The organism is Microbacterium sp. NPDC055312 (assembly GCF_053645675.1).
Genome location: NZ_JBSHMU010000002.1, coordinates 177,156 through 198,438, shown reverse-complemented (window position 1 = coordinate 198,438; position 21,283 = coordinate 177,156). Strand labels below are relative to the sequence as shown.

General features: G+C 70.6%; 23 protein-coding genes. 13 read left to right on the top strand and 10 right to left on the bottom strand.

Annotated elements, in window-relative coordinates:
* Nucleotides 1-3 precede the first annotated feature (3 nt).
* The 4 genes from ACWIDW_RS05310 to ACWIDW_RS05295 form a co-directional block, all read right to left on the bottom strand.
* A complete protein-coding gene (locus ACWIDW_RS05310) occupies nt 4-399 on the bottom strand; it encodes a hypothetical protein (protein ID WP_454123560.1) in 396 nt (131 codons plus the stop codon).
* Nucleotides 396-1,064 carry an acyl-CoA synthetase gene (locus tag ACWIDW_RS05305; RefSeq protein ID WP_454123558.1) on the bottom strand — a complete coding sequence of 223 codons (669 nt, stop codon included), beginning with the start codon at nt 1,062-1,064 and terminating at the stop codon, nt 396-398. The genes ACWIDW_RS05310 and ACWIDW_RS05305 overlap by 4 nt, the downstream gene beginning before the upstream one ends.
* A gap of 149 nt (nt 1,065-1,213) precedes the next feature.
* Nucleotides 1,214-2,221, bottom strand: coding sequence for a sugar ABC transporter substrate-binding protein (locus tag ACWIDW_RS05300; RefSeq protein WP_454123557.1), 1,008 nt, complete (start codon nt 2,219-2,221; stop codon nt 1,214-1,216).
* Nucleotides 2,218-2,997: an aspartate/glutamate racemase family protein gene (locus ACWIDW_RS05295; RefSeq protein WP_454123555.1), complete on the bottom strand. Its 780-nt coding sequence runs from the start codon at nt 2,995-2,997 to the stop codon at nt 2,218-2,220. Before ACWIDW_RS05295 ends, ACWIDW_RS05300 begins: the two co-directional genes overlap by 4 nt.
* Nucleotides 2,998-3,288: 291 nt before the next feature.
* Here ACWIDW_RS05295 and ACWIDW_RS05290 point away from each other — a divergent pair, with 291 nt between their 5' ends.
* Genes ACWIDW_RS05290 through ACWIDW_RS05280 form a run of 3 tightly spaced genes read left to right on the top strand, consistent with a single transcriptional unit; the run spans nt 3,289 to nt 7,150 of the window.
* The gene (locus tag ACWIDW_RS05290) at nt 3,289-4,611 is read left to right on the top strand and encodes a hypothetical protein (protein WP_454123554.1); all 1,323 of its coding nucleotides are present in this window, start codon (nt 3,289-3,291) and stop codon (nt 4,609-4,611) included.
* Nucleotides 4,608-5,690 carry a DUF917 domain-containing protein gene (locus ACWIDW_RS05285; RefSeq protein ID WP_454123552.1) on the top strand — a complete coding sequence of 361 codons (1,083 nt, stop codon included), beginning with the start codon at nt 4,608-4,610 and terminating at the stop codon, nt 5,688-5,690. Before ACWIDW_RS05290 ends, ACWIDW_RS05285 begins: the two co-directional genes overlap by 4 nt.
* Nucleotides 5,687-7,150, top strand: coding sequence for a PucR family transcriptional regulator (locus ACWIDW_RS05280; RefSeq protein WP_454123550.1), 1,464 nt, complete (start codon nt 5,687-5,689; stop codon nt 7,148-7,150). Before ACWIDW_RS05285 ends, ACWIDW_RS05280 begins: the two co-directional genes overlap by 4 nt.
* 290 nt (nt 7,151-7,440) lie before the next feature.
* Here the strand turns inward: ACWIDW_RS05280 and ACWIDW_RS05275 are convergent, their stop codons facing one another.
* The 3 genes from ACWIDW_RS05275 to ACWIDW_RS05265 form a co-directional block, all read right to left on the bottom strand.
* The gene (locus tag ACWIDW_RS05275) at nt 7,441-9,009 is read right to left on the bottom strand and encodes a hypothetical protein (protein ID WP_454123548.1); all 1,569 of its coding nucleotides are present in this window, start codon (nt 9,007-9,009) and stop codon (nt 7,441-7,443) included.
* Between the two features lie 204 nt (nt 9,010-9,213).
* The gene (locus ACWIDW_RS05270) at nt 9,214-9,621 is read right to left on the bottom strand and encodes a hypothetical protein (protein WP_454123546.1); all 408 of its coding nucleotides are present in this window, start codon (nt 9,619-9,621) and stop codon (nt 9,214-9,216) included.
* Nucleotides 9,622-9,786: 165 nt separating this feature from the next.
* A complete protein-coding gene (locus ACWIDW_RS05265; RefSeq protein WP_454124487.1) occupies nt 9,787-11,277 on the bottom strand; it encodes an MATE family efflux transporter in 1,491 nt (496 codons plus the stop codon).
* 177 nt (nt 11,278-11,454) lie between these two features.
* Between ACWIDW_RS05265 and ACWIDW_RS05260 the strand changes: the two genes are divergently transcribed.
* From ACWIDW_RS05260 to ACWIDW_RS05250, 3 genes are all read left to right on the top strand, one after another.
* Complete coding sequence (locus ACWIDW_RS05260) at nt 11,455-12,426, top strand: DNA topoisomerase IB (protein ID WP_454123544.1); 972 nt, start codon at nt 11,455-11,457, stop codon at nt 12,424-12,426.
* A 69-nt stretch (nt 12,427-12,495) separates the two neighbouring features.
* Nucleotides 12,496-12,693 (top strand): hypothetical protein, encoded by a 198-nt coding sequence (locus ACWIDW_RS05255; protein ID WP_452321847.1) that lies wholly within the window; start codon nt 12,496-12,498, stop codon nt 12,691-12,693.
* An 84-nt stretch (nt 12,694-12,777) separates the two neighbouring features.
* The gene (locus ACWIDW_RS05250) at nt 12,778-13,545 is read left to right on the top strand and encodes an alpha/beta fold hydrolase (RefSeq protein WP_454124485.1); all 768 of its coding nucleotides are present in this window, start codon (nt 12,778-12,780) and stop codon (nt 13,543-13,545) included.
* Nucleotides 13,546-13,548: 3 nt separating this feature from the next.
* On the opposite strand, the gene ACWIDW_RS05245 is transcribed toward ACWIDW_RS05250, so the two are convergent.
* Nucleotides 13,549-13,737, bottom strand: coding sequence for a hypothetical protein (locus ACWIDW_RS05245; protein WP_454123542.1), 189 nt, complete (start codon nt 13,735-13,737; stop codon nt 13,549-13,551).
* Between the two features lie 32 nt (nt 13,738-13,769).
* On the opposite strand from ACWIDW_RS05245, the gene ACWIDW_RS05240 reads away from it, so the two are divergent.
* The 6 genes from ACWIDW_RS05240 to ACWIDW_RS05215 all read left to right on the top strand — a co-directional run bounded on the left by ACWIDW_RS05240 (nt 13,770) and on the right by ACWIDW_RS05215 (nt 19,355).
* Nucleotides 13,770-14,684, top strand: a complete 915-nt coding sequence (locus tag ACWIDW_RS05240) for a J domain-containing protein (RefSeq protein ID WP_454123541.1) — start codon at nt 13,770-13,772, stop codon at nt 14,682-14,684.
* Between the two features lie 59 nt (nt 14,685-14,743).
* Nucleotides 14,744-15,400 carry a histidine phosphatase family protein gene (locus ACWIDW_RS05235; protein WP_454123540.1) on the top strand — a complete coding sequence of 219 codons (657 nt, stop codon included), beginning with the start codon at nt 14,744-14,746 and terminating at the stop codon, nt 15,398-15,400.
* A 17-nt stretch (nt 15,401-15,417) separates the two neighbouring features.
* The gene (locus ACWIDW_RS05230) at nt 15,418-16,713 is read left to right on the top strand and encodes an FAD-dependent oxidoreductase (protein ID WP_454123538.1); all 1,296 of its coding nucleotides are present in this window, start codon (nt 15,418-15,420) and stop codon (nt 16,711-16,713) included.
* An 88-nt stretch (nt 16,714-16,801) separates the two neighbouring features.
* On the top strand, nt 16,802-17,992 hold the full coding sequence (locus ACWIDW_RS05225) for an AI-2E family transporter (RefSeq protein WP_454123536.1): 1,191 nt from the start codon (nt 16,802-16,804) through the stop codon (nt 17,990-17,992).
* A 54-nt stretch (nt 17,993-18,046) separates the two neighbouring features.
* Nucleotides 18,047-18,820, top strand: coding sequence for an alpha/beta fold hydrolase (locus tag ACWIDW_RS05220; RefSeq protein WP_454123535.1), 774 nt, complete (start codon nt 18,047-18,049; stop codon nt 18,818-18,820).
* A 37-nt stretch (nt 18,821-18,857) separates the two neighbouring features.
* On the top strand, nt 18,858-19,355 hold the full coding sequence (locus ACWIDW_RS05215; RefSeq protein WP_454123534.1) for a DUF427 domain-containing protein: 498 nt from the start codon (nt 18,858-18,860) through the stop codon (nt 19,353-19,355).
* A 43-nt stretch (nt 19,356-19,398) separates the two neighbouring features.
* Here the strand turns inward: ACWIDW_RS05215 and ACWIDW_RS05210 are convergent, their stop codons facing one another.
* Both ACWIDW_RS05210 and ACWIDW_RS05205 read right to left on the bottom strand, forming a co-directional pair.
* Nucleotides 19,399-20,046 (bottom strand): LON peptidase substrate-binding domain-containing protein, encoded by a 648-nt coding sequence (locus ACWIDW_RS05210; RefSeq protein WP_454123533.1) that lies wholly within the window; start codon nt 20,044-20,046, stop codon nt 19,399-19,401.
* A gap of 78 nt (nt 20,047-20,124) precedes the next feature.
* The gene (locus ACWIDW_RS05205) at nt 20,125-20,568 is read right to left on the bottom strand and encodes an ester cyclase (protein WP_454123532.1); all 444 of its coding nucleotides are present in this window, start codon (nt 20,566-20,568) and stop codon (nt 20,125-20,127) included.
* A gap of 72 nt (nt 20,569-20,640) precedes the next feature.
* Here ACWIDW_RS05205 and ACWIDW_RS05200 point away from each other — a divergent pair, with 72 nt between their 5' ends.
* Nucleotides 20,641-21,255: a TetR/AcrR family transcriptional regulator gene (locus tag ACWIDW_RS05200; protein WP_454123531.1), complete on the top strand. Its 615-nt coding sequence runs from the start codon at nt 20,641-20,643 to the stop codon at nt 21,253-21,255.
* Nucleotides 21,256-21,283 lie beyond the last annotated feature (28 nt).

The following is a 21,283-nucleotide window of genomic DNA, read 5'->3' as shown; positions in this document are numbered from 1 at the left end:
GGGTCAGGATGCCGTGGCCGGCCCGTCACCGGCATCCGGACGCTCACCGCTCTTCGGCGCGCCGGTCGGGCCGCCGTCGGACTCGGGCGACGACGGGTCGGCGTCGAAGAGCACCGGCCGATCGATGGTCTTGGTCACGTCGGCCGGGTCGATCGCGAGCATGAGCATGGCGAGCCCGAGCAGGGTGACGATGAACGAGGCGCCGCCGACGACGAGACCCAGGCCGACGGGGGTGAGGCCCTCGTAGGTGCCCTTGGCGATGGACATGTTCACGCGCTCGGTGAAGGCGCCGGTCGAGACCAGGGTCACGACGGTCGCGAAGACGCCGGCGGCGAGGGCGATGCCCACGAGGTGCAGCGGGCGCAGGATCTCTTTGCGCGTCGGCTTGTTGTCGGTCATGCCTCTCCTCCGTGGTCGGCCAGGCGGTCGGCCCCGGCAGTCTTCTCACCGGTCGCCGTGCTCTTCGCGGCGGGCGCGAGCCCGGCGATGCCGAGGAACACCGCCACGATCGCGGCGTACCCGCCGAACAGTCCCACGCCGATGATGATGCCGGTGAGCGACATGGCGTGTCCCTCGACGGTGTAGTCCTGCACGAATCCGGCGGGGACGAGCAGCAGCAGCGCCGCCAGCAGCAGTCCCAGCGCGCCGATGGTGATGGCGTCGCGAGAGCCGTCCTGGCCGCGCGTCCGGATGCCCGAGATCAGCTCGACGAGACCCGTCAGCGCCGCCCATGTGATCACGAGCACGAAGAACAGCGCGTCGGTGCGCCAGGTCGGGATGCTCGCGGCCATGCCGAGAACGAGGGTGATCGCGCCCATCAGCACCGACGGCCAGCGCTGGCCCGCGCGGTGCACGACGATCGCGGCGACGATCAGCACGAGAGAGGTGACGATCGCGAACCCGCCGAACACCGACAGGCCGACGGCGGCGGAGTGATCGGGAGAGAACGTGATCATGAGGGCGGCGACGGCCGCCATCACGGCACGCGCGAGCTGCACGGAGCGCACGGTGAAGGGGCGCCCCGGAGCGGGACGCGCGGTGCGCGAGCGGGAAGCGGCGGGCATGAGAGTCCTCAGATCGGTGACCCGACCAGTCTACGTCGCGCCGCCTTTGTGCCGCCTCGACGCTAAGCGCCGCACCGCGTTCCCGCGCAGACGGTCGGATCCGCCGTCGCCGCACGCGCTTCACCGCGCGCTGCCGTGCCCGCCGGCTTCTAGCCGTTCCAGTCGCTCTGGAAGTCCTCGTTCCGTGCCAGCACATCGGCGGTGATCCACGCGGGGATGCTGCCGAGCTCGTCCGCGTTCACCGACTCCTCGACGCTCTCGCCCGCGAGGTGGTTGAGAAGCTGTGTCAGCGCCGCCGCCCCCCGCTGAACAGGGAACGCAGCGTAGGTGCTCTTCCAGGTGCCCGCCCGGACTCCGTCGATCGCCTCGGTCGTGCCTCCGGTCCCGGTCACGTATCGCTCCCCCGGGTCTACACCTGCCGCTTCGAGTGCCACGACGATACCGGACGTCTGCTGGTCGGTGTTCGAGAGGAAGACGTCGACATCGGGGTTCGCCTGCAGCACGTTCGTCACCGCCGTCAGCGCTTTGTCTCGGTCGTACTCCCCCTCCACGGTTCCGACGACCTCGATGTTGTCATGCTTGCCGAGGACTCGCTCGTACGCCGCGAGGATGGCGACGTCGAGCGGAGCGGTCGTGAAGCCGACCACCTGCACGACCTTGCAGGGGTCGCGATCCGCACAGTACTCGACGACGTCCTCGGCCTGGGTCTGGCCGATGAGGTCGGGCGAGATGCCGACTGTGGAGATCACGCCCTCGACCTGCGACTCCATGGCGAGGATGTCGGGGCCGATGGGGTTCGTCACCGTCACGACCGGCAGATCCCCCGCGAGAGGAAACGCGGAGGCGAGGCTCACGCCGTCGTTGGGCAGCACGACGACACCGTCGAACTGACTCGCCTGGAGGTTCTCCAGCTGCGAGAGCTGAACGTTCGAATCGAACTGCCCGTCCAGGACCTTCAGTTCGACTCCGGCCTCCTTTGCAACTTCCTCGACACCGGCGAGAACCGCCTGGTTGTACGCGTTCTGCGTCGACGCGAGAAGCACCGCGACACTCGTACCGGCGCTCTTCCCACTCCCCGCCCCGGTGTCGGCGCATCCGGCGAGCACCAGCGCACTTGCTGACGCAACGGCCAGGAAGGTCATCGTCTTCGTCTTCACAGCTCTCTCCATTCGTTTCTCACAATCAGCCGTTCTGGTCGCACAGCAGGAATCCACTGCTGGAGCTCCCCGCTCGGCGGCGCCTCGAAACCGCTCGCCTTGCTCACCCGCCAGCCGTTCCGCTCCCTCGCGTCAACGAGGAACTCGGCGTAGCGCAGCGCCGCGACGGCGGAATCGATGACCGGCACCTGCAACTCGTCCTGCAGCTCCCGGTACAGGCCGAACTGTGCCGTGCATCCGAGCACGATCGCGTCGGCGCGATCCTCTTCCACCGCCGCCCTGGCCTCCTCGAACATCCGGCGTCTGGTGGTCTCCAGATCGCCCTGATAGCCGTTCACGCCGATGCCGAGGACCCGGAATGAGGCGAGCTTGTTCTCGTGGCCGTAGCGCACCACGTTCTCGTGCATCTCGGGGACGTTCTTCCGGCCGCCCACCAGGATCGAGTAGCTGTCTCCTAGTGTCGACGCGAGTCGCAGCGACGACTCCGCGGGCGCGGCGACCACCAGGTCGGTCGTGATCTCGCGAGCAGCGCGCAGATATGGGTCGTAGAAGCAGCCGATGATCGCCGCGTCGTAGGACTCTTCCTCGGCCCATCGGATCACGCCCAGCGTCTCCTTCGCGACGACCGCTGCCGACGAGTTGTAGTCCAGGTTCCTCGGACCCTCGCTCAGGGAGGCGACGTCGATGCGTGCGTCTGACTCAGTGGCGAGCGCATCGGCGATGGGCAGGTCGAACTCGTCACTTCCCAATGGATTGATCCACAGTATCTTCGTCACAGCTGTTCTCCGTTCTTCTCACTCGCAACGCCTGAGCGCTCGGGCGCGGCGGGGCGATGCGGCGTCGGTGAGGTGATCCAGCCATTCCTGGTGCACCTCTTCGTGTCCCAGTCCCGCACTCGAGCGGGCTGATACGCGAAATCTATCCGCCTGCAACATCGCGAAAGCAGCGCTTTGCACATCTCCCCTGCAGGACTGCGTGCATCATGGTGGAAGCGATGCATGCCCTCACCGCAGAGGCAGCGCTCGACGAACCAAAGGAGGTGAGAGCCGATGCTCTTCGGTGTCTCCGTGTCCCCCACGGCGATCGTCGGGGTGCGGGTGCAGGACGGACAAGTGCACGAGGCACGCGAGCCCGTGCGGGAGTTCGACTACTCCCGCGCGCTGACGCGCCTGTTCCCGAGGCTCCTGCGACGAGGCGATGCACAGGCCGACTCACCCGACACCGTCGTGTTCGACGTGAGCGCCGCCCTGAGCACGAACCCCGCGCCGTCCATCACGGTCGTCCGCATCGCCCCGCGTCCTCCGATCGACGTCGAGCATGAGCTGGCCACCGATCTGCGTTCATTCGAGGGGGCGGATGTCACGCATGTGCGGGGCGGGCACAATGCGCTGGGAGAAGAGCTGGCGAGACTCGATCTCGAAGCCCTCGCAGCGCTCGCAGCCTCCCGGGATCGACCCACACGCTACGTGATCACGAGCGTCGGGTCTCTGGCGCATCCACAGCATGAGATCCGGGCAGAGCAGCTGCTCTCCGGCTCTCCCCTCACGGTGAAGGTCGAGAGCTCTCGCTCGTTTCACAGCAGCTCCTTCGCCACTCGCGAGCGCACAGCGCTGGTGAATCAGGCGCTGCTGCCGCAGGCGGAGGCCCTTGGCACGACACTCGCTCTCGTGGCCGGTGAGGCTGTGCCGCGAGCGAGGCTCTACGTGGCCACGAACGACGGCGGACGGGCGCCTCTCTCCCGGCTCTCAGTCGCTCCGGTGCACTCGCTCCTGTCCGGGCGAGCAGCCGAGCTCGTCGGCGCGGCGGCAGTCGTGGGCGTCGCCGACGGCCAGCTGATCTACAGCAGTGACGGCGCGTTACTCTCGGGGGAGATGCTCAACGGGGTACCCGCGGTGACGCCGTTCGCCGCCCGCTCGCCCGTCGGTCGGCTCGCCACGCAGTCCGCGAACACCCACCCCGTCGACCCTGCGACCGTAGGCGACCGTCTCAGGTCGCCCTCGAACGCTGGGCGCCCTCTCGCGATGGTCGTGCAAGCGGATGCCGAACTCGCGGGACCTGTTTCCGGACCGATGTCGCGGGTAGCGTACGACCTGCGCGCATTCGGCGCCGCCTGCACCTTCCACACGGAGTGGATCAATCGGTTCATCCGTGTCGCCAACCCCGAGGAGATGACGAGAGAGTTGGCTCTCGGCGAGGCCCGCGTGACGGCTCGTCTGATCGATGCAGGAGCTCCACCGTCTCAGACCAGAATCGTGGAGTCGCGGGTCGAGACCACCGCGTACGAGACCGCGAACGTCGTCGCCGTGCGGGTGAGAGGGATCGCCGGCGACTCTCCGCGGCCGCACGTCCTCGGTGACCACGCCGTCGCCCAGGGAGGGGGATCTCGATGAGACTGAGTGCCGAAGATCTGCAGCACATCCGCAAAGGTGCCCTCTTCCTCGCCTGCTCCGTGGACCCACTCTGGTGCACGGAGCAGACCGAACGCGCTCTCGGGTACATGCGCGCGCACGACGCGGCGGCCGAGCTCCGTGACGTCCGAGATCTCGAGGACGACGCCCTGGTGGTCGCCCTCGGCTTCGTGAACAACGGCCTGCCGCTCTCCGATCTGCGCCCGGCAGGCGACGAGTTCGTGCGCAGCCTGCGTCTGCTCGAGCGCGAACTCGGGGAACGCGCTGGTGGCATCATTCCGCTCGCGGGGGCGAACGTGAACGCCCTCGTGCCGGTCCTCACCGCGATGCAGGTGGATGTGCCGGTCATCGACGCCGACCCGCAGGGCCGCGTCTTCCCGCTGCTGCACCAATCGGTGTTCACCCTCGCGGGCCTGCCTGCCGGACCGGTGGCGGCGACGGGGCCGCTGGGCGAGTCCGCCGTTCTGGACGTGACGGACCCACTGCGCGTCGAACGGCTGGTGCGCTCGCTCGCGTCGGAGTTCGGCGGATGGAGCGCGACGGCTCTCTATCCGATGCGCGGCTCGGAGTTGCGTCAGCACGGCCTGCTGGGCAGCATGTCTCGTCTGCTCCGCATCGGAAGAATCCTCGACTCCGACGACGAGACGAGCACCAAGTACGACCAGCTCCGACGGCACGAGGGGGTCTCTCGCATCATCCACGCCCGCGTCAGCGACGTCGCGGGATTGTCCCGCCCCTCCTCCCCCGGCCAGCCGGACCGCCCTTCGAGCGTCGTGCTCATCGAGGAGGAGCAAGGGAAGATCGTGCAGCTCGAGATCCAGAACGAGCTGCTCATGGTGCTCGTCGACGGGGTCGTGGAAGGGGCGATGCCCGACATCATCACCCTGCTCGACCCCCTCACCGCCAGTGTCGCCAGCCTCGAAGATCTGTGGGTGGGGAACACGCTCGACATCGTGATCCTCCCCGGCGCAGCCCGCTGGTACACGCCCGAGGGCCTGCAGCTGGTCAGCCCCGAGGCACATGACGTCTCCGCCTCGCGGCGCGAGGGGAGGCGAGCATGACGCCACCTGCTGTCTCGCCAAGCCTCGCCGAGCTGGTCGCACAGCGCGAATCGTCGGATCTCACCTTCCTGCATGTCGTCCCGTCTCTCGATCAGGTGCGCGACCTCGTCGTGGTGAGCGACATCGATGGCATCGCCTCAGTGGGGCCGGACACGATCATCCTCCTCACGGCCGAGGTGGCACATGGCGGCTGGACGATCTCGACCGCGCTGCGCTACGCATGGGAACGACGGGCCTGCGCGCTGGTCGTGCCGGCGCAGGCGTCCACGAGTGGGGCCGTCGAGCTCGCCAGACGGCTCGGTATCAGCCTGCTGAGCACCAGCAGCGAGATCGTTCCGCTCGCATTGGAGCTCGCCGAGCAGATCGGCTTGTCGCGCGCGGGCGCCATCACGAGGATCCAGGCCTTCGTCGACCGCGTCTCCCGCCAGCCCCGCCTCGAAGACGTGCTCCGCCTGACCTCGGACGAGCTGGCCGGCGCGGCCGTGCGAGTCGAGACGGAGAGCGGGCTCCATACCGCCTCCCCGCATGCTGACGCACCGGGCGTCGAACACCGCCCGGCGCCCGGTGCCGGATCCCATCGCGTACGCGTGGCCGTGGACGCTTCCGGCTCCAGCGGCGATCTGCTGACGGCCACGGTGCATCACTCGCAGGTCGATGCGGCCGCACAGCTCCTGCGGGCCATCGCGCCCACGGTCAAAGCGCTGCTTGCCGAGTCGCGCCTCGCCGCGATCCGCGCATCCCTCCCCCTCCTGTCGGCGACCGCGCTCACGGGGGCGGCGCCCATGGCGACGATCGACGGCCCCGAGGTAGTCGCCGTAGAGAACCCGGCGTGGCCGATCCAGGGCGAATACCGCGGAGTCTGCGTGCTCTCAGATGATGCGTCCCGTCTCTCCAGCGCCGTGCACGAGGCTTGGCTCTCGGAGTTCGGCGAGATCCCGCTCACACGCTTCACCGAGGGCTGGTTCGCATTCGTACCGGCGTCCGCTGACGCCCTCGACGGCGCGGAGACCATGCACGCGCTCTCCGGCTTCGCGCCACTGCACCTCCTCGGAGTCCGGGTGGGGGCCTCCCGCAGGCACGAAGGTGCCGCAGAAGCTGCGGCCAGCGTGCACGAGGCGTGGCTGACGGCCCGGGTCGCCAGCGCGACGCGCCCGTTTCTTGAGTTCGACGCCATCGACGACGAGCTCGTACCGCGGTTGTTGCCACCCTCGCTCGCCGAGCAGTTGCTGGGTCTCGCGTACCCCCGCTTCGTCGCCGAGCCGGATGCCGCACAGCTGACCGCGAGCGTCACCGCGTATCTGGCGCATCAGGGTTCGGTGTCCAGGGCGGCGGCCGCGCTGGGACTTCATCGGAACACGCTGCAACAGCGGTTGCGGCGGGCGCAGGTGCTCGGACTGCCGCTGAGCGATCCGCGGCGGGTTCTCTCCATCCACCTGCTCTTGGCCGCGAGCACTCGCTGATCGCAAGAAGCGTCAGCTCGCCTCGGTCATCCTGCTGGACGAACTGCAGCCACGGCTGGCTAGCCTGGCGGCTCTTCAAGCCGCGATGCGCCGGCCGCACTTCGTGGCCGGGCTCGGGGCATCCGAGGTCAGTTTCGTACGGCTTCGCGGCGGAAAACCGTACACAATCGACCCCGCAGCGCGGCGCGGGGCGTCCGAGCGGCCATCGCGCAGGCGAACGGGCCGCGGCCGTCGGACGCATCATGGATGAGCGTCTTCCGGCCGCGGCCCGTGGAGGCCGGCCCGGGTCGCTACCCGGCCGCGACCGTGCGACGGTGGCTGATGCGGTGACCGACCCAGAAGCCGATGGCGATGAGCCCGACGAGTCCCAGGCCGAGCATCCAGGGCAGCGTCGACGGCGCCGCGCCCGCGGTCGCCGACGCGAGCTGCACGGAGCCGGCCGCGAGCTTGCCGTTGCCGTCACGGAGCTCTCCGGCCCCGCCCGACAGCTCGCCGCCACCGGCGGCCAGCTTCGCGGTGCCCTCGTCGACCGCGGCAGCGCCGTCGGAGAGCTTGGTGACGCCGGCACTGAGGTCGGATGCCCCGGTGCTGAGCGTCGACGTGCCGGCGGCGAGGTCTCCCGCACCGGCGTCGAGCTTGGCGGCTCCGGCGCTGAGGTTCTGCGCGCCGGTGTTCAACTGGCCGGCCCCGGATGACAGGGTGCCGAGTCCGGTGGTGAGATCGTTCGCTCCGGTCGAGAGCTTGCCCGTGCCGTCACGCAGATCGCCCGCGCCCGCGGCCAGTGTTCCGGCGCCCGCCGACAGCCGGGCAGCGCCAGATGCGACGGCGGAGGTACCGGCGACGAGCTGGTCTCCCCCCGCCTTCAGCTTCGAGGCCCCCTCGGCGACAACGCCTGTTCCCGGCCACGGGATCGTGGCTCCATCGCGCGTGACCTCTCCGCCGTTCACCAGGAGGTTCGCCCCGCCGAGGACCTTGGTGGCGCCGGCGGATGCGTCGGTCAGACCCTTCGCGAGCTTGGGAGCCGCAACGGTCGGACCCGACATCGCGGTGACCTGCTGGTTGACACCGGCCGCGAGAGCTGCGAGCGTCTTCAGGTTGGCGTCGGCGGGAGTGGCGTCCGAGAGCGCCTTGAGCTTCTCGGCGAGCGTCTTGGAGTTGTCGGATGCGGAGGTCGCGAGGCCGGTGAGCGCCGTCAGCGTCGCGGGGTCCGCGAGCACGGTCACGTCAGCGGTCACTCCCTTGGAGAGCTCGGTGCTCAGCGTCTTCGCCCCGCCGAGCACCTCGCCTGCGATCGTGTGAGCGCCCGCGGTTCCCGCAACGAGTTCGCTCGCACCCGCGTTCAGCGTTCTGGCGCCGTTCATCACGTCGGCCGCGCCCGTCGCGAGCTCCGCGGACTTCGATGTCAGTTCCTGCGCACCGCCGGCGAGCTTCTGCGCGCCCGCGTGGGCGCTGCTCGCGCCGCCCGAGAGCTTGAGGGCACCGCCGTACGCCGAGGAGGCGCCGGCGTCGAGTTTGGCGGCTCCGACCGCGGCGCTCGAGGCACCGGCGCTCAGCGAGGTGGCTCCGTCGGCGAGGGTCTGCGCGCCGGTCGCGGCGCTCGCGGCTCCTTCGCTGAGCTTTGTCGCGCCGGCGTCGGCATCCGTCGCGCCCTGCGCGAGAGCGGAGGTGCCGTCGGCGAGCTCACCGGCGCCGTCGGCGAGCGTGGTCGCACCGGTCGCCAGCTGCGTCGAGCCGTCGTGCGCGACCGACGATCCGTCGGCGAGCTCGGCGGCACCGGCGGCGATGCGGCCGGTCGTCGCGAAATACAGGAACACCATCGCGGCCAGCATGATGCTGAGCACGATGACCAAGACGCGCATGCCGATTCCGTGCGCGTGAGGGGTACCACTCGTCATTGAGCACTCCAGGGTCGGGGGGCCTCGTCGCCCTCGGTGAGCGTATGGGCGGATGCTCAGCCGCGACGGTACCTTGAATCCCGACACCAAGTTCCCTACTCGGTGACACTCAGTTTCTGTTTATGATCCACAAAGACACGCCCGATCACGCGAGCGAAACCCGAGGGGTCAGGAGGCGACGCGCACGGAATCGCCGACGGTGCGCGCCGGCGCGCTGCGCCCCGTCGTGCGCGACGCGCTCGCCTTCGCCGGCTCCGGTGCGGGTTCGACCGACGGGGCCGCGACGGCCGCCTCGGTGTGCGAGCGGCGGATGCCGCGCAGCAGCGTCCGCGCGAGACCCCCGATCACGAAGGCCGCGGCGAGCGCGCCCAGCGACACGAACACCGGCGTCCACACCGTGGCGAACGATGCGCACAGACTCAGCAGGGCCCCCAGGATCCAGACGCCCACGCCGCCCCCTGCCAGCCCGGCCGCGCCGCGCGCGAGCGCGAAGGCGGTCACGAGCGCGCAGACGACGGCGAGAACCGCACCCGCACTGCCGATCGGCACGAGCACTGCTGCCAACGCGTTGGCCATTGCAAGACTGGACATGTCCCCGACCCCCCGGTCATCCGCACCCCGCGTCGCGGCGTGCTCGTGCCAGCCACGTTACGCGCGAAGATCCCGTTTGGGCATCGCCCCGGGGAACGATTCGGCATCATCCTGACGGATGACCCGCGCGCATCTCCCGCAGGCGGTCACTCAGCGCGTCCGCCGCCCCCTCCGGGGAAGTCGCAGCGCGCTCAACCGGCCGACGACGACGGGCACGGGGGCGGTGAACACGGCATCCACCATCCGCGACCCCTCCGTCGGACCGATCACCGGGATGGGCGTCGTGAGGGTCGTCTCGATCGGCTCGACCGGCATGCGACTGAACGCCCGGTGCGCCGAGAGGTAGGCCGGCACGAGGATCACGACCGCGCCGATCCACGCGAGCGGATTGCTGAGCGCGACGCCCGCGAAGCCCCAGACCGCGCCCAGCGCGACGGCGGCGATCACCCGTGCGATCAGCTCGACCACGCCCGTGATGGTGGGGATGGCGACCCGGCCGACACCCTGCAGCACACCACGCAGCACGAACAGCACACCGAGGGCCGCGTAGCTCACGCCGTTGATGATGAGCATCTGGTGGGCGAGGTCGACGACCCGCTCGGAGCCGTCGCCGACGAACAGCCGCACCACCGAGGCGCCGAACGCGATCATGATCACGCCGAGCAGCACCGAGGTGGCGATCGCCATCCACAGCGCCTGGATCGTGCCCCGCCGGATGCGGTCGGGGCGACGAGCGCCGAGGTTCTGCGCGGCGTACATCGACGACGCGAGCCCCAGCGAGGCGAGCAGCGCGACGGCGAGGCCGTCGATGCGGGAAGCAGCGGTGTACGCCGCGACCTCCTCAGCGCCGAGCCTGTTCAGCGCCACCTGCACGGTGAGGGTGCCGATCGCGATGATCGAGGCCTGGAAGCCCATCGGCAGGCCGAGCCTGAGGTGCTCAAGGGCGTCGGCACGACGCACCCTCCAGTCGTCGCGGTGCACGTGCAGCACGGGCAGCTTCCGCCACAGGTATCCGAGGCAGAGCAGCACCGAGATGGCCTGCGCGATCACCGTGGCCAGGGCCGCGCCGGCGACACCCCAGCCCAGCGGTCCGACCATGAGGATGACGAGGCCGACGTTCAGCCCGCACGAGATGGTGAGGAACACCAGCGGCGTCGTCGAGTCGCCGATCGCGCGGATGATGGCCGCCAGGTAGTTGAAGAACATGATCGTGCTGCCGCCGATGAACGTCACCTGCGTGAACGTCGTCGCCTCGGCGAGGAGCTCGGGCGGTGTCTGCAGCAGCTCGAGGAACGGGCGCGCGATGAGCGGCCCGAGCACGGTCAGGATCAGGCTGGTGACCGCGGTGAGCACAGTGCCCGTGGCGACCGAGCGGCTCACGCCTCGGGCATCCCCCGCGCCGAACGCCTGCGCGGTGGGAATCGCGAAGCCGCTGGCGAGACCCCACGCGAAGCCGATGATGAGGAAGATCAAGGCGCCGGTCGCGCCGACCGCGGCCAGCGAGTCGACGCCGAGCTGTCGTCCGACGACGATCGTGTCGACGAACTGGTAGAGCTGCTGCACAACGTTGCCGATGAGCAGAGGCACGGAGAAGAGCAGGATGACGCGCCAGGGGCGGCCGGTGATGAGGGTGGTGGCCATGATGATCCGGGGGACGAGGGATGCCGGCGAAAAGACGGCGGCACCGTGGATCGTCACGGCGCCGCTCACCCAGTGTATCGAATCGTTTCGACCGGGTCGTCACGGCGGGAGTATTCGTTTCCATGTCGCGCCGCCAGGGGCTTGCCCGCGACCGGTCGGGTTGGGTAGTCCGGATGCATGACCCGCCTGCGTCGAAGCGATCCGCACGCCCCCGGCATCCGGCGCGTGCGTCACGGCCGCGGATACCGGTTTCTCGCGGCCGACGGGACCGCGGTCGACGACCCGGCAATGCTCGCGCGGCTGCGCGAGCTCGTCGTGCCGCCGGCGTGGAGCGACGTGTGGATGTGCCCCTACGCGAACGGGCACATCCTCGCGACCGGGATCGATGCCGCCGGCCGGCGTCAGTACATCTACCACCCGGCCTGGCACGAGCGCATGGCGCGGGAGAAGTTCGATCGCATGCTGCAGCTCGCCGACGTGCTCCCCGCCGCCCGGGGCGGCGTGACCCGCGACCTGCGCACCGACGGGTTCGGTCGGCCCCGGCTGCTCGCGGGGGCATTCCGGATGCTCGACTCGGCTCTGCTGCGTGTCGGATCGGAGCAGTACGCCAGAGCACACGGCAGCATCGGGCTGGTCACCCTGCGCGGATCGCACGCACGGGTGCGCGGCGGCCGGGTCGTGGAGTTGCGCTTTCCCGGCAAGAGCGGTCAGCCCTGGGAATCCGAGATCGACGACGCCGACCTCGCGGGGCTCATCGCGGGACTCAAGCGCCGCGGCGGACGCTCGCTGCTGCTGAGCTGGCAGGACGACACGGCACGCGCCGCGTGGCATCCGCTTCGCGCGGCCGACATCAACGACGACGTCCGTCTCCGCACCGGCGGGGACTTCACGGCGAAGGACTTCCGAACCCTGCACGGCACGATCTCGGCGGCTGTCGCCCTGGCCCAGATCGGGGTGAAGCCGACGGCGACCGCGCGCTCGCGCGCCGCCGCGCAGGCGGTGCGTGTGGCGGCATCCGCCCTCGGGAACACGCCCGCCGTCGCCCGCGCCAGCTACATCGACCCACGCGTGTTCGACCTGTATGACGAGGGGGTCGTGGTCGACCCGTCGCGACGCGTCGAGGGCCAGCTCGTGACGCTGTTCAGCTGAGCTTGTCAACCCGGTGGGCCACGCCGGATGCCCGGGCTATCGTCACCGGCTCATGATGAAGGAGGAGCGATGAACGACGACGCCTCAGCCGATGAGCGCGGCACCGAAGACCTCGAACCCCGCGACGAGGGCAGGCAGGAGACAGACACCAGCGGCCGCTCGGGCGGCGGCGATCACCCCAGTCAGGCCGAAGGCGAGGATCCGGAGGACCCGCCGACGCGGCCCGATCCCGACACGACGGGCCATCCGTCACAGGCCGAGGGCTGAGGCGCGGCTTCGAAGAACAGCGCTCACCGCGCCGCGCAGGAGCATGATGGAGGTGTGGTCGACATCCTCTCCGCGCTCTCGACGATGCCCGAGCCCCAATACGTCGAGGTGGGCGACGGCGTCGCCCTCGCGACGTACTCGTGGGGTGACGATAACGGGCCCACCGTCGTTCTCGTGCACGGGTTCGCGTCGAGCACGGCCGACACCTGGGTGCACACCGGCTGGGTGCGCATGCTCGAGCGCGAGGGCTTCCGGGTGCTCGGCATCGACCAGCGCGGGCACGGCGCGAGCCAGAAGCCGCACGACTCCGCCGGGTACACGGTACGCAACCTCGCCCGCGACATCGAGGCCGTGCTCGACACGTTCCTCCTCGACGAGGCGCTGTACGCGGGTTACTCCCTCGGCGCACGTGTGGGGTGGCAGGTGGCGCTGGATCTCGGCGACCGCATCCCACGGGCGGTGCTCGGCGGGGTTCCCGACGGCATCCCACTCGACCGGCTCGACACCGATCAGGTGCGCCGCTACGCCGCCGACGGCACCCCGGTCATCGACCCCGTGACGCAGAACTACATCGCCCTCGCCGAGCGGGTGTCGGGCAACGACATGCAGGCGCTGCTCGCCCTGGCCGAGGGCATGCGCGATTCGCGCTCGATCGACCCCGACCCCGCCCACGCCCCGCAGCAGCCGGTGCTCTTCGCCACCGGTGACAAGGACGGCGTGCTCGAGGGATCGCGGCGGCTCGCCGAGGCGGCCCCGCAGGCGACGTTCTTCGAGATCCCCGGCCGGCACCACTTCAACGCGCCGGGATCGAAGGCGTTCCGCCTGGCCGCGCTGGAGTTCCTGCAGGGCTGAGGCTCAGCGTCGATCGCCGCTGGAGCGCGCCATCAGCGTGCGGATGACCGCGAAGACGATCAGCGCGACGACGGCGACGATCGCGAGTTTGGCGATGAACCAGATCAGCGAGAAAAGGGCGTTCACGATCCAGAACGCGATGATCACCGAGACGACGACGGCGACGATGGTCCAGACGGTGCTCTTGGTCATGCCCTCAGCCTAGAAGCGTCTACCGTGTGATGGTGACCTTCGACGGCCCGCTCTCGGCATCCGCGTACGAGCTGCTCGGGGTCGACGCCACCGTCTCAGACGACGACCTGCGCCGCGCCTACCGGCTGCGACTGCGCCAGACGCACCCCGACACCGGCGGCGACGCCGCGGTGTTCGTGCGGGTGCAGCGGGCGTGGGAACTCGTCGGCACCCCGGCGGCGCGCGCCGCCTACGACCGCGGCCGCGGCGAGGCGTCCTGGGCGGAGCGCTGGCCGGCTCCCGGCGCGACCGGCACTCGCCCCCGCGGCCGCTCGCACGGCCGGGCGGGCGCCTGGCGGCGGCGCCGCTACCGGGATCTTCTCGCCGACCAGCTCGGTCACGCGGTGACGGATGCCGAGGCATACGACCCGCTCGTCGTGCGCGCGGCATCGTGGGAGGCGCGGCGCATGCTGGCCGACGCGCTGGCCGAGGAGGCCACCGCCGCGGCGATCGAGGAGCTCGGCATCGGGTTCACCGCCTGGCACGACGTCACCACCGGCGAGGACGACGACGCGAAGCTCGACCACGTCGTACTCAGCCCGACCGGGCTGTACGGACTCATGTCCGAGGATTTCGGCGGGCCCGTCCGGTTCCGTCAGGGCGAGGTCATCGGCAGCCACGTCGGCGGTGCCACACCGATCGGCGACCTGCTCGCCGGCATGCGGATCGTGGCGCGCACTGCGCGCGTGCGCTTCGGCGGCGCGATCCTCATCCTCCCCGACGACGACCTCGACGAGGCGGTCACGCCGCTGGGCTCGGTGCGCGGTGTGCCGGTCGTGGTCGTGCGCCGCAGCGCGCTGCGCACGGTGCTGCGCGGCGGGGTTCCGGGAGCCCGTGTGCTCGGCGGCAACGAGGCGTTCGACGTGCGCAGCCGATTGACGCACAGCGCCCGCGTGCTCTCCCCCTGACATCCCGCGGAGGATCGGATGCCCGCGCCGGACGCGGCCGCGAGGGTTACGGTGAGAACGTGGATGCCACCGACCCGCTGCCCGATCGCCCCGCCCCGGACGCCCCGGAGGGCAAGCTCGTGCTGCTGCGTCACGGCGAGACCGAGTGGTCGCGCACCGGCCGGCACACCGGCCTGACCAACATCCCGCTCACTCCGCACGGCGAAGAGCTCGCCCGGTCGGCGGGCGAGCTGGTGACGGGCTACGACTTCGGGCTCGTGCTGACCTCGCCGCTGCAGCGCGCCCGCCGCACGGCCGAGCTCGCCGGGCTGACGGCGGCGATCGATCCGCTGCTGGTGGAGTGGGACTACGGCGGATACGAGGGCCGCACCACGAAGGAGATCCGGGCGGAGCTGGGCTACAACTGGACCACCTTCGAGCACGGCGTGATCCGCGGCGCGACGCCGGGCGAGACGGTCGAGGAGGTCGCCGCCCGGGCATCCCGCGTGCTGACCAGGGTGCTGCCGGCGATGGCATCCGGAGATGTCGCGCTCGTCGCGCACGGGCACTACCTGCGCATCCTCACCGCGGTGTTCCTGCGGCAGGCGCCGCGGTTCGGCGCGTCGATCTCGCTGGATGCCGGGTCTGTGTCGGTGCTGGGGTACGCCCGCGAGCAGCCGGCGATCCTCGCCTGGAACCACGGACCGCGCCTGCCCATGCAGCCCGCCGAGTCCTGAGACGAGATCGGGGACGCATGAGCAGCGCAGTGGATCACGACGTGATCGTCGTCGGCGCGGGGCTGGCAGGACTGCGCGCCGCGACCGTGCTCGCCGAAGCGGGTCTCGACGTCGTGGTGCTCGAAGCCTCGGACGATGTCGGCGGGCGCCAGCGCACCGACGTCGTCGACGGGTTCCGGCTGGACCGCGGATTCCAGGTGCTCAACCCCGCGTACCGCTCCGTGCGGCGGTGGGCGGATGTGCCGGGCCTGCAGCTGCAGCCGTTCCCGGTCGGGGTGCACGTGCGCCGCGCGGACGACATCCCTGGCGATCCGATCGGGCTGGCGACGCTGGCCGACCCCCGCCGCGATCCGCTGTTGATCCCGGCGAGTCTGCGCAGCGGGCTGGTCGACCCCGGCGCCCTGTTCGCACTCGCACGCTGGGCGGCGCCGGCCGTGCTCGCGCCGCGACGGCTGCTGCGGCGGGCCGCGGGCGGGGCCGATCGCGCGGTGCGAGACGGGTGGGACGCGGCGGGATTCCACGGTGCGCTGCGTGCCGAGGTCGTTGAGCCGTTCCTGGCCGGGGTGCTCGCCGACGACCGCTTCGACACGTCCGACACGTTCGTGCGGTGGCTGGTGAGCCTGTTCCTGCGGGGCACTCCCGGGCTGCCGGCGGACGGGATCCAGGCGCTGCCCACCCAGCTGGCGGCGCGGGCTCGTTCTGCGGGTGCCGAGATCCGTCTGGAGCATCGCGTCGCCGGCGTGCGCCGCGACCGGGGGCGCGTCGACGTCGACATCGTCGGCGCCGACGCGGCGAGCGCGGCCGCGGTCATCGTGGCCGTCGATGCGCCGCACCTCACCTCACTGACCGGCGTCGGCGCTGCGCCGATGCGCGGGCTGCAGACGTGGTGGTTCGCGCCCGAGGTCGCACCCTCGGCATCCGGCATGCTGGCCGTCGACGGACGACGGCGAGGACCGATCGTGAACACGGCGATCATCTCCCGCACCGCGCCGACGTACGCGCCGGCCGGCCGTCACCTGGTGCAGGCCACCTGCCTGCTCGCCGACGCGGGCGCGCCCGAGGCGGAGGTGCGCACCCAGCTGGGCGAGATCTGGCGAGCGGATGCCCGAAGCTGGCCGCTGCTGCGCCGCGACGACATCCGCTCCGCGCTGCCCGCCCGGCCTGCCCCGCTGCGTCCGTCGCCGGTGCGCGCCGCCGACCACCTCTACCTCGCGGGAGATCACCGCACGAGTCCGTCGATCGAAGGAGCGCTGGTCTCAGGGGATCGCGCCGCGCGCATCCTGCTCGCCGATCGGGATGCCCGCCGGCGGTGACCGCGCGCGTAGGCCGGGCATTCTGCGGCGTTTCCGGCGCGCGGTCAACCGCTCGCCGCGCGTGACGCGCGGCGTTTAGGCTCGCGTCATGCCCCTGTTCCGCAGCAGCGATCGTCCCCGCCGCATCCAGCTCGACCATCCGACGGTGGAGCCGCGTGCGACCCGGCCACCGTGGAGCCTGTGGGCCGACGCGTTCGGCCGCCTCGGCATCCGCTCGATCCAGATCCTGCTGGTCGTGGCCGTCGCGGCGGGCATCGTCTACGTCATCCAGTACCTCACCCTGGTGACCATCCCGCTCGCCATCGCGCTGATCCTGGCATGCGCGTTCGCGCCGGCGATGAACTGGCTGCGTCGACACCGCGTGCCGGATCTGCTGGCCACGGTCATCACCCTGCTGACGATCGTCGTCGTGCTCAGCGGGCTGAGCTGGCTGATCGTGTGGGCGGTTCGCGATCAGTGGGACGACCTGTACTCGCAGGCCCTGCAGGGAATCGATCACGTGCTCGACTGGGTCGACACGCTGCCGTTCCAGCTGTTCACCCCCGACCAGATCGAGGAGTGGACGAAGACCCTCACCGACTTCGTCACCAGTGCACAGTTCGGCTCGGGTGCCCTCGCCGGCGTCAGCGCGGTGGCGAGCTTCGTCACCGGGTTCGTGCTGCTGGTCACCATCCTCTTCTTCTTCCTCAAGGACGGCCCGCAGATGTGGGAGTTCCTGCTGCGGCCGTTCCACGGTGAGAACGAGAACCGGGTGCGCCGGATCGGCCACAAGACCGTGGGTGTGCTCGGGTCGTACGTGCGCGGGACGGCGACGGTCGCGCTGGTGGATGCCGTCGGCATCCTCATCGGTCTTCTCATCCTGCAGGTGCCGCTGGCGATCCCCCTCGCCGTGCTCGTGTTCCTGCTGGCGTTCATCCCCATCGTCGGTGCCACGCTGGCCGGCGTACTGGCGGCGCTGGTGGCCCTCGTCGCCAACGGCTGGGTGAGCGCCCTGCTCGTCGTCGGCGTCGTCGTGCTGGTCAACCAGCTGGAGGGCAACCTGCTGCAGCCGTTCCTGATGGGACGCACGATGAAGCTGCACGCGTTCGTCATCCTGGTGGCTCTGGCGGTCGGCACCGCCCTCAGCGGCCTGATCGGCGCGGTGCTCGCCGTGCCGACGACCGCCGCGGTGTGGGGCATCATCCAGGTGTGGGACGGCGAGCACCTGCCGGCGAAGTGGGCCCGACGCAAGCCGCGTGAGCCGCAGGCGTCGCACAGCACTGCCGTCGACGTGGCCTGAGGCGGTCGTCGAGAACCCGTCGCGTCGGAACCGCCGAGGTGGTTGCGTGGCGTGATGAGCATCGCGACCTCTCAAGACGGAACCGAGATCTCCTACACGACGACCGGAGCGGGGCCCGCGGTCGTCGTCGTGAACGGCGCATTGTCGACCGCCGCGGATGCCGGGCCGCTGGCCGAAGCGCTGGCCGAAGCGGGCTTCCGCGCGGTCACCTGGGATCGCCGGGCGCGCGGAGCGAGCGGCGACCGCGCGGAGTCGGCGCCGGCTGACGAGGCCGACGATCTGGCCGCCGTCATCGGGGCGGTCGGCGGGGCGGATGCCGTGCTCGGCCACTCATCGGGCGCGATCCTCGCACTGTTCGCCGCATCGCGCGGGGTGCCGACCGGTGCGCTGTTCCTGTCGGAGCCGCCGATCGACTTCGACGCGCAGGGCTGGGGCGAGGAGCTGCCGCGTCGGCTGCAGGAGCTGATCGACACCGGGCGCGGCGAAGACGCCGTCGCGGCATTCCAGCGCGACGCCGTCGGACTGCCCGCCGAGATGGTGGAGGCGGGCCGTGCGAGCGGTCAGCTGGCCGCCCTCGCCCCGCTCGCGCAGTCGACCGTGTACGACGCACGGCTGACGCTGCGCTATCGGCATCCGGATGCCGCTCTGCTCGACGTCGATGTGCCGGTGACGGTGCTGCGCGGTGCGCAGACCTTCCCGTTCCTCATCGCGTCGTCCGACCGGCTCGCGGAGCAGGTCGACGGCGCCGAGCTGGTGATCGTGCCCGAGTCGGTCATGCACCGCCCCGATCCGACGGCGACCGCGCGGGTCATCGCGGCGCGGGTGTGACGACGCCGGTTCAGCGGGCGGAGGGTACTCTCGCGGTATGAGACGGCCGGTACCCGACCCCATCCACGCGGGCGAGGAGTCGGTGTGGGATTACCCACGCCCGCCGCGCGTCGAACCGGTGCCCGAGCGGATCACGATCCGGCTCGGAGGCGTGCTGATCGCCGACACGGTCGATGCCGTCCGGGTGCTCGAGACCAGCCATCCGCCGGTGTACTACCTGCCGAGCGACGCGTTCATCGAGGGGGCGCTCGTCGCGGCATCCGGATCGTCGTTCTGCGAGTTCAAGGGCGAGGCGGCGTACTTCGACGTGCACGGCGGCGACCATGTCGTGCCCGGAGCCGCATGGACCTACCCGCGCCCCGCGCGCGGATTCGAGGCGCTGACTAGGCGGGTCGCGGTCTACGCCGGAGACATGGATGCGTGCGCCGTGGGCGACGAGCAGGTCACGCCGCAGCCGGGTCGCTTCTACGGCGGCTGGATCACCTCACGCATCCGCGGCCCGTTCAAGGGCGCACCGGGCTCGATGGGGTGGTGATGACCCGGGTCAGGCGGTGAGACCTGTCAGGCGGTGAGCACCGTCAGGCGGTGAGACCTGGCCCGTCGTTGTCGTGACCGCCGTCGAAGGTCGCCGTGAGGATCTGCTCAGCCTCGAGCGTGAGGTCGATGATGCGGGCGAGCAGCCCGGCGAGCGAGGTGGCCTGCAGCAGTTCGAGCTGGTCGATCGGCCCGAGCGGCGCGATCGCGGCGAGCTGCCAGGACGACTCCAGCGGGTCGTCGGAGATCTCGATGTTCGGGTCCCACCGGCTCCCCGAGGTCAGCGCGGCGCGGGTGAGCACGCGGCGCACATGCTTCTCGGCCTCATCGCGCAGGGGGGCGAGCGCAGGATCCCAGGTCAGCTCGGGGATCGGATGCACCTCGGCGGTCGGGTAGGCCTCGTCGGTCCACCAGGCGCTCACTTCGATGCGCTCCCCGCCCACGACGAGCAGCTCGATGTCGCGTTCGGTCGCGGCGACCTCGACGATCCGCGCCATCGTGCCGGTGCGGAATCGGGTGTCCCCTCCCCCGGCCTCGGACCCGCGTTCGATGAGCACGACCCCGAACGACGGCTCGCGGGATTCGAGAGCCGCGCCGAGCATCTTCAGGTAGCGCTCCTCGAAGACGCGCAGCGCGAGAGGCGTGTGCGGGAACAGCACCGTCTCCAGCGGGAACATCGCCGTGGCTGCCATCGCGCCAGTAAACCACCCCGAGCGACCCGTGTCACCGGCGGGCCGGATCGACGAGCGTGCGATCCGTCGAGATCGGTGTCAGGCGGCCTGCGGTTCAGGGATCCGGCCGAGGCGGACCATGATCTCGAAGCGGTCGGGCACGCCCCAGTGCTCCACGATGCGGCCGTCGACGACGCGTGCCGAGTCGTAGACGGTGAACTGCACCGGTCGGCCCGTCGGCGGCCCGATGAACGGACCGGTGTTCGTGCCGGTCGCTTCGGCGCGCACCCAGATGATGTCGTCGGCGACCGCCCAGTCCCCGATCGTGAAGTGCAGGTCGGGGAAGGCGTCGTGCACGGTCTTCATGCCGGCTCGGACCTTCGCGATCGCCTCGGGTCCGCGGCCGGCCAGCCCGAACTGGTGCTCGATCATATCGGGCGAGCAGAGTTCTTCGGCGACGTCGAGGCGCCCGCCGGCGAACCCCTCCACGAGCATGCGTTCGACCACGGCGAGCATCTCGCGCGCGGTCGTGGTGTCAGTCATGATGGACTCCTTTACAGATTGCCTGTATTCATTGCAGGCGTACTGCATTGAATGCAGGGATAGTATGTCGGAATGGCGGACGGTGTCAAGAGCGAGACCATGACCTATCGGCAGCAGCAGGCCGAGGCGACGAAGGTGCGGATCGCCGAGTCCGCGCGAGAGCTGTTCGCCGGCGAGGGCTACAGCGTCACGAGCATGGAGTCGATCGCCGCGCGCGCGGGCGTCGCGACGCGCACGGTGTACGCGGCGTTCGGCGCGAAGCGCGAGATCCTCAATCTGATCTGCGAGCGCTGGCTCGAGCGCGCGGGCGCACGACCGCTCGCCCGCGAGGTGCTCTCCCTGCCGGATGCCGAGTCGCGGCTGCGTGGCGCGGCGCACTGGATGGCCACCCTGTACGCGACCGACTTCGACGTCGCGCTGATCCTCGATTCGGCCGTCGATGAAGACGCCGACACGCGTGCGCTGCTGCGCGGCAAGCTGCGCGGGCGCAACCGTGTCATGGACGAGCTGATCGCATCGGTTCGCGACGACCTCCGCATCCCACTCGACGATGCACAGGCGATCTTCCGCGCTCTCGGCGCGACGGGCGTCTACGGCGAGCTCGTCGGCGCCTCGGGGTGGAGCCCTGATCGGTTCGAGGCGTGGCTTGCCGACACCCTCGTCGCGCAGGTGATGCGGAACGACTGACGTGGTCCGCGACGGCCGCTGCAGGAGC

Bases quoted from the DNA above. Each gene is read 5' to 3' on its own strand.
- ACWIDW_RS05310 (WP_454123560.1), bottom strand. From the start codon at position 399: ATGACCGACAACAAGCCGACGCGCAAAGAGATCCTGCGCCCGCTGCAC.
- ACWIDW_RS05305 (WP_454123558.1), bottom strand. From the start codon at position 1,064: ATGCCCGCCGCTTCCCGCTCGCGCACCGCGCGTCCCGCTCCGGGGCGC.
- ACWIDW_RS05285 (WP_454123552.1), top strand. From the start codon at position 4,608: ATGAGACTGAGTGCCGAAGATCTGCAGCACATCCGCAAAGGTGCCCTC.
- ACWIDW_RS05280 (WP_454123550.1), top strand. From the start codon at position 5,687: ATGACGCCACCTGCTGTCTCGCCAAGCCTCGCCGAGCTGGTCGCACAG.
- ACWIDW_RS05275 (WP_454123548.1), bottom strand. From the start codon at position 9,009: ATGCGCGTCTTGGTCATCGTGCTCAGCATCATGCTGGCCGCGATGGTG.
- ACWIDW_RS05270 (WP_454123546.1), bottom strand. From the start codon at position 9,621: ATGGCCAACGCGTTGGCAGCAGTGCTCGTGCCGATCGGCAGTGCGGGT.
- ACWIDW_RS05265 (WP_454124487.1), bottom strand. From the start codon at position 11,277: ATGGCCACCACCCTCATCACCGGCCGCCCCTGGCGCGTCATCCTGCTC.
- ACWIDW_RS05260 (WP_454123544.1), top strand. From the start codon at position 11,455: ATGACCCGCCTGCGTCGAAGCGATCCGCACGCCCCCGGCATCCGGCGC.
- ACWIDW_RS05255 (WP_452321847.1), top strand. From the start codon at position 12,496: ATGAACGACGACGCCTCAGCCGATGAGCGCGGCACCGAAGACCTCGAA.
- ACWIDW_RS05250 (WP_454124485.1), top strand. From the start codon at position 12,778: ATGCCCGAGCCCCAATACGTCGAGGTGGGCGACGGCGTCGCCCTCGCG.
- ACWIDW_RS05245 (WP_454123542.1), bottom strand. From the start codon at position 13,737: ATGACCAAGAGCACCGTCTGGACCATCGTCGCCGTCGTCGTCTCGGTG.
- ACWIDW_RS05230 (WP_454123538.1), top strand. From the start codon at position 15,418: ATGAGCAGCGCAGTGGATCACGACGTGATCGTCGTCGGCGCGGGGCTG.
- ACWIDW_RS05225 (WP_454123536.1), top strand. From the start codon at position 16,802: ATGCCCCTGTTCCGCAGCAGCGATCGTCCCCGCCGCATCCAGCTCGAC.
- ACWIDW_RS05220 (WP_454123535.1), top strand. From the start codon at position 18,047: ATGAGCATCGCGACCTCTCAAGACGGAACCGAGATCTCCTACACGACG.
- ACWIDW_RS05215 (WP_454123534.1), top strand. From the start codon at position 18,858: ATGAGACGGCCGGTACCCGACCCCATCCACGCGGGCGAGGAGTCGGTG.
- ACWIDW_RS05210 (WP_454123533.1), bottom strand. From the start codon at position 20,046: ATGGCAGCCACGGCGATGTTCCCGCTGGAGACGGTGCTGTTCCCGCAC.
- ACWIDW_RS05205 (WP_454123532.1), bottom strand. From the start codon at position 20,568: ATGACTGACACCACGACCGCGCGCGAGATGCTCGCCGTGGTCGAACGC.
- ACWIDW_RS05200 (WP_454123531.1), top strand. From the start codon at position 20,641: ATGGCGGACGGTGTCAAGAGCGAGACCATGACCTATCGGCAGCAGCAG.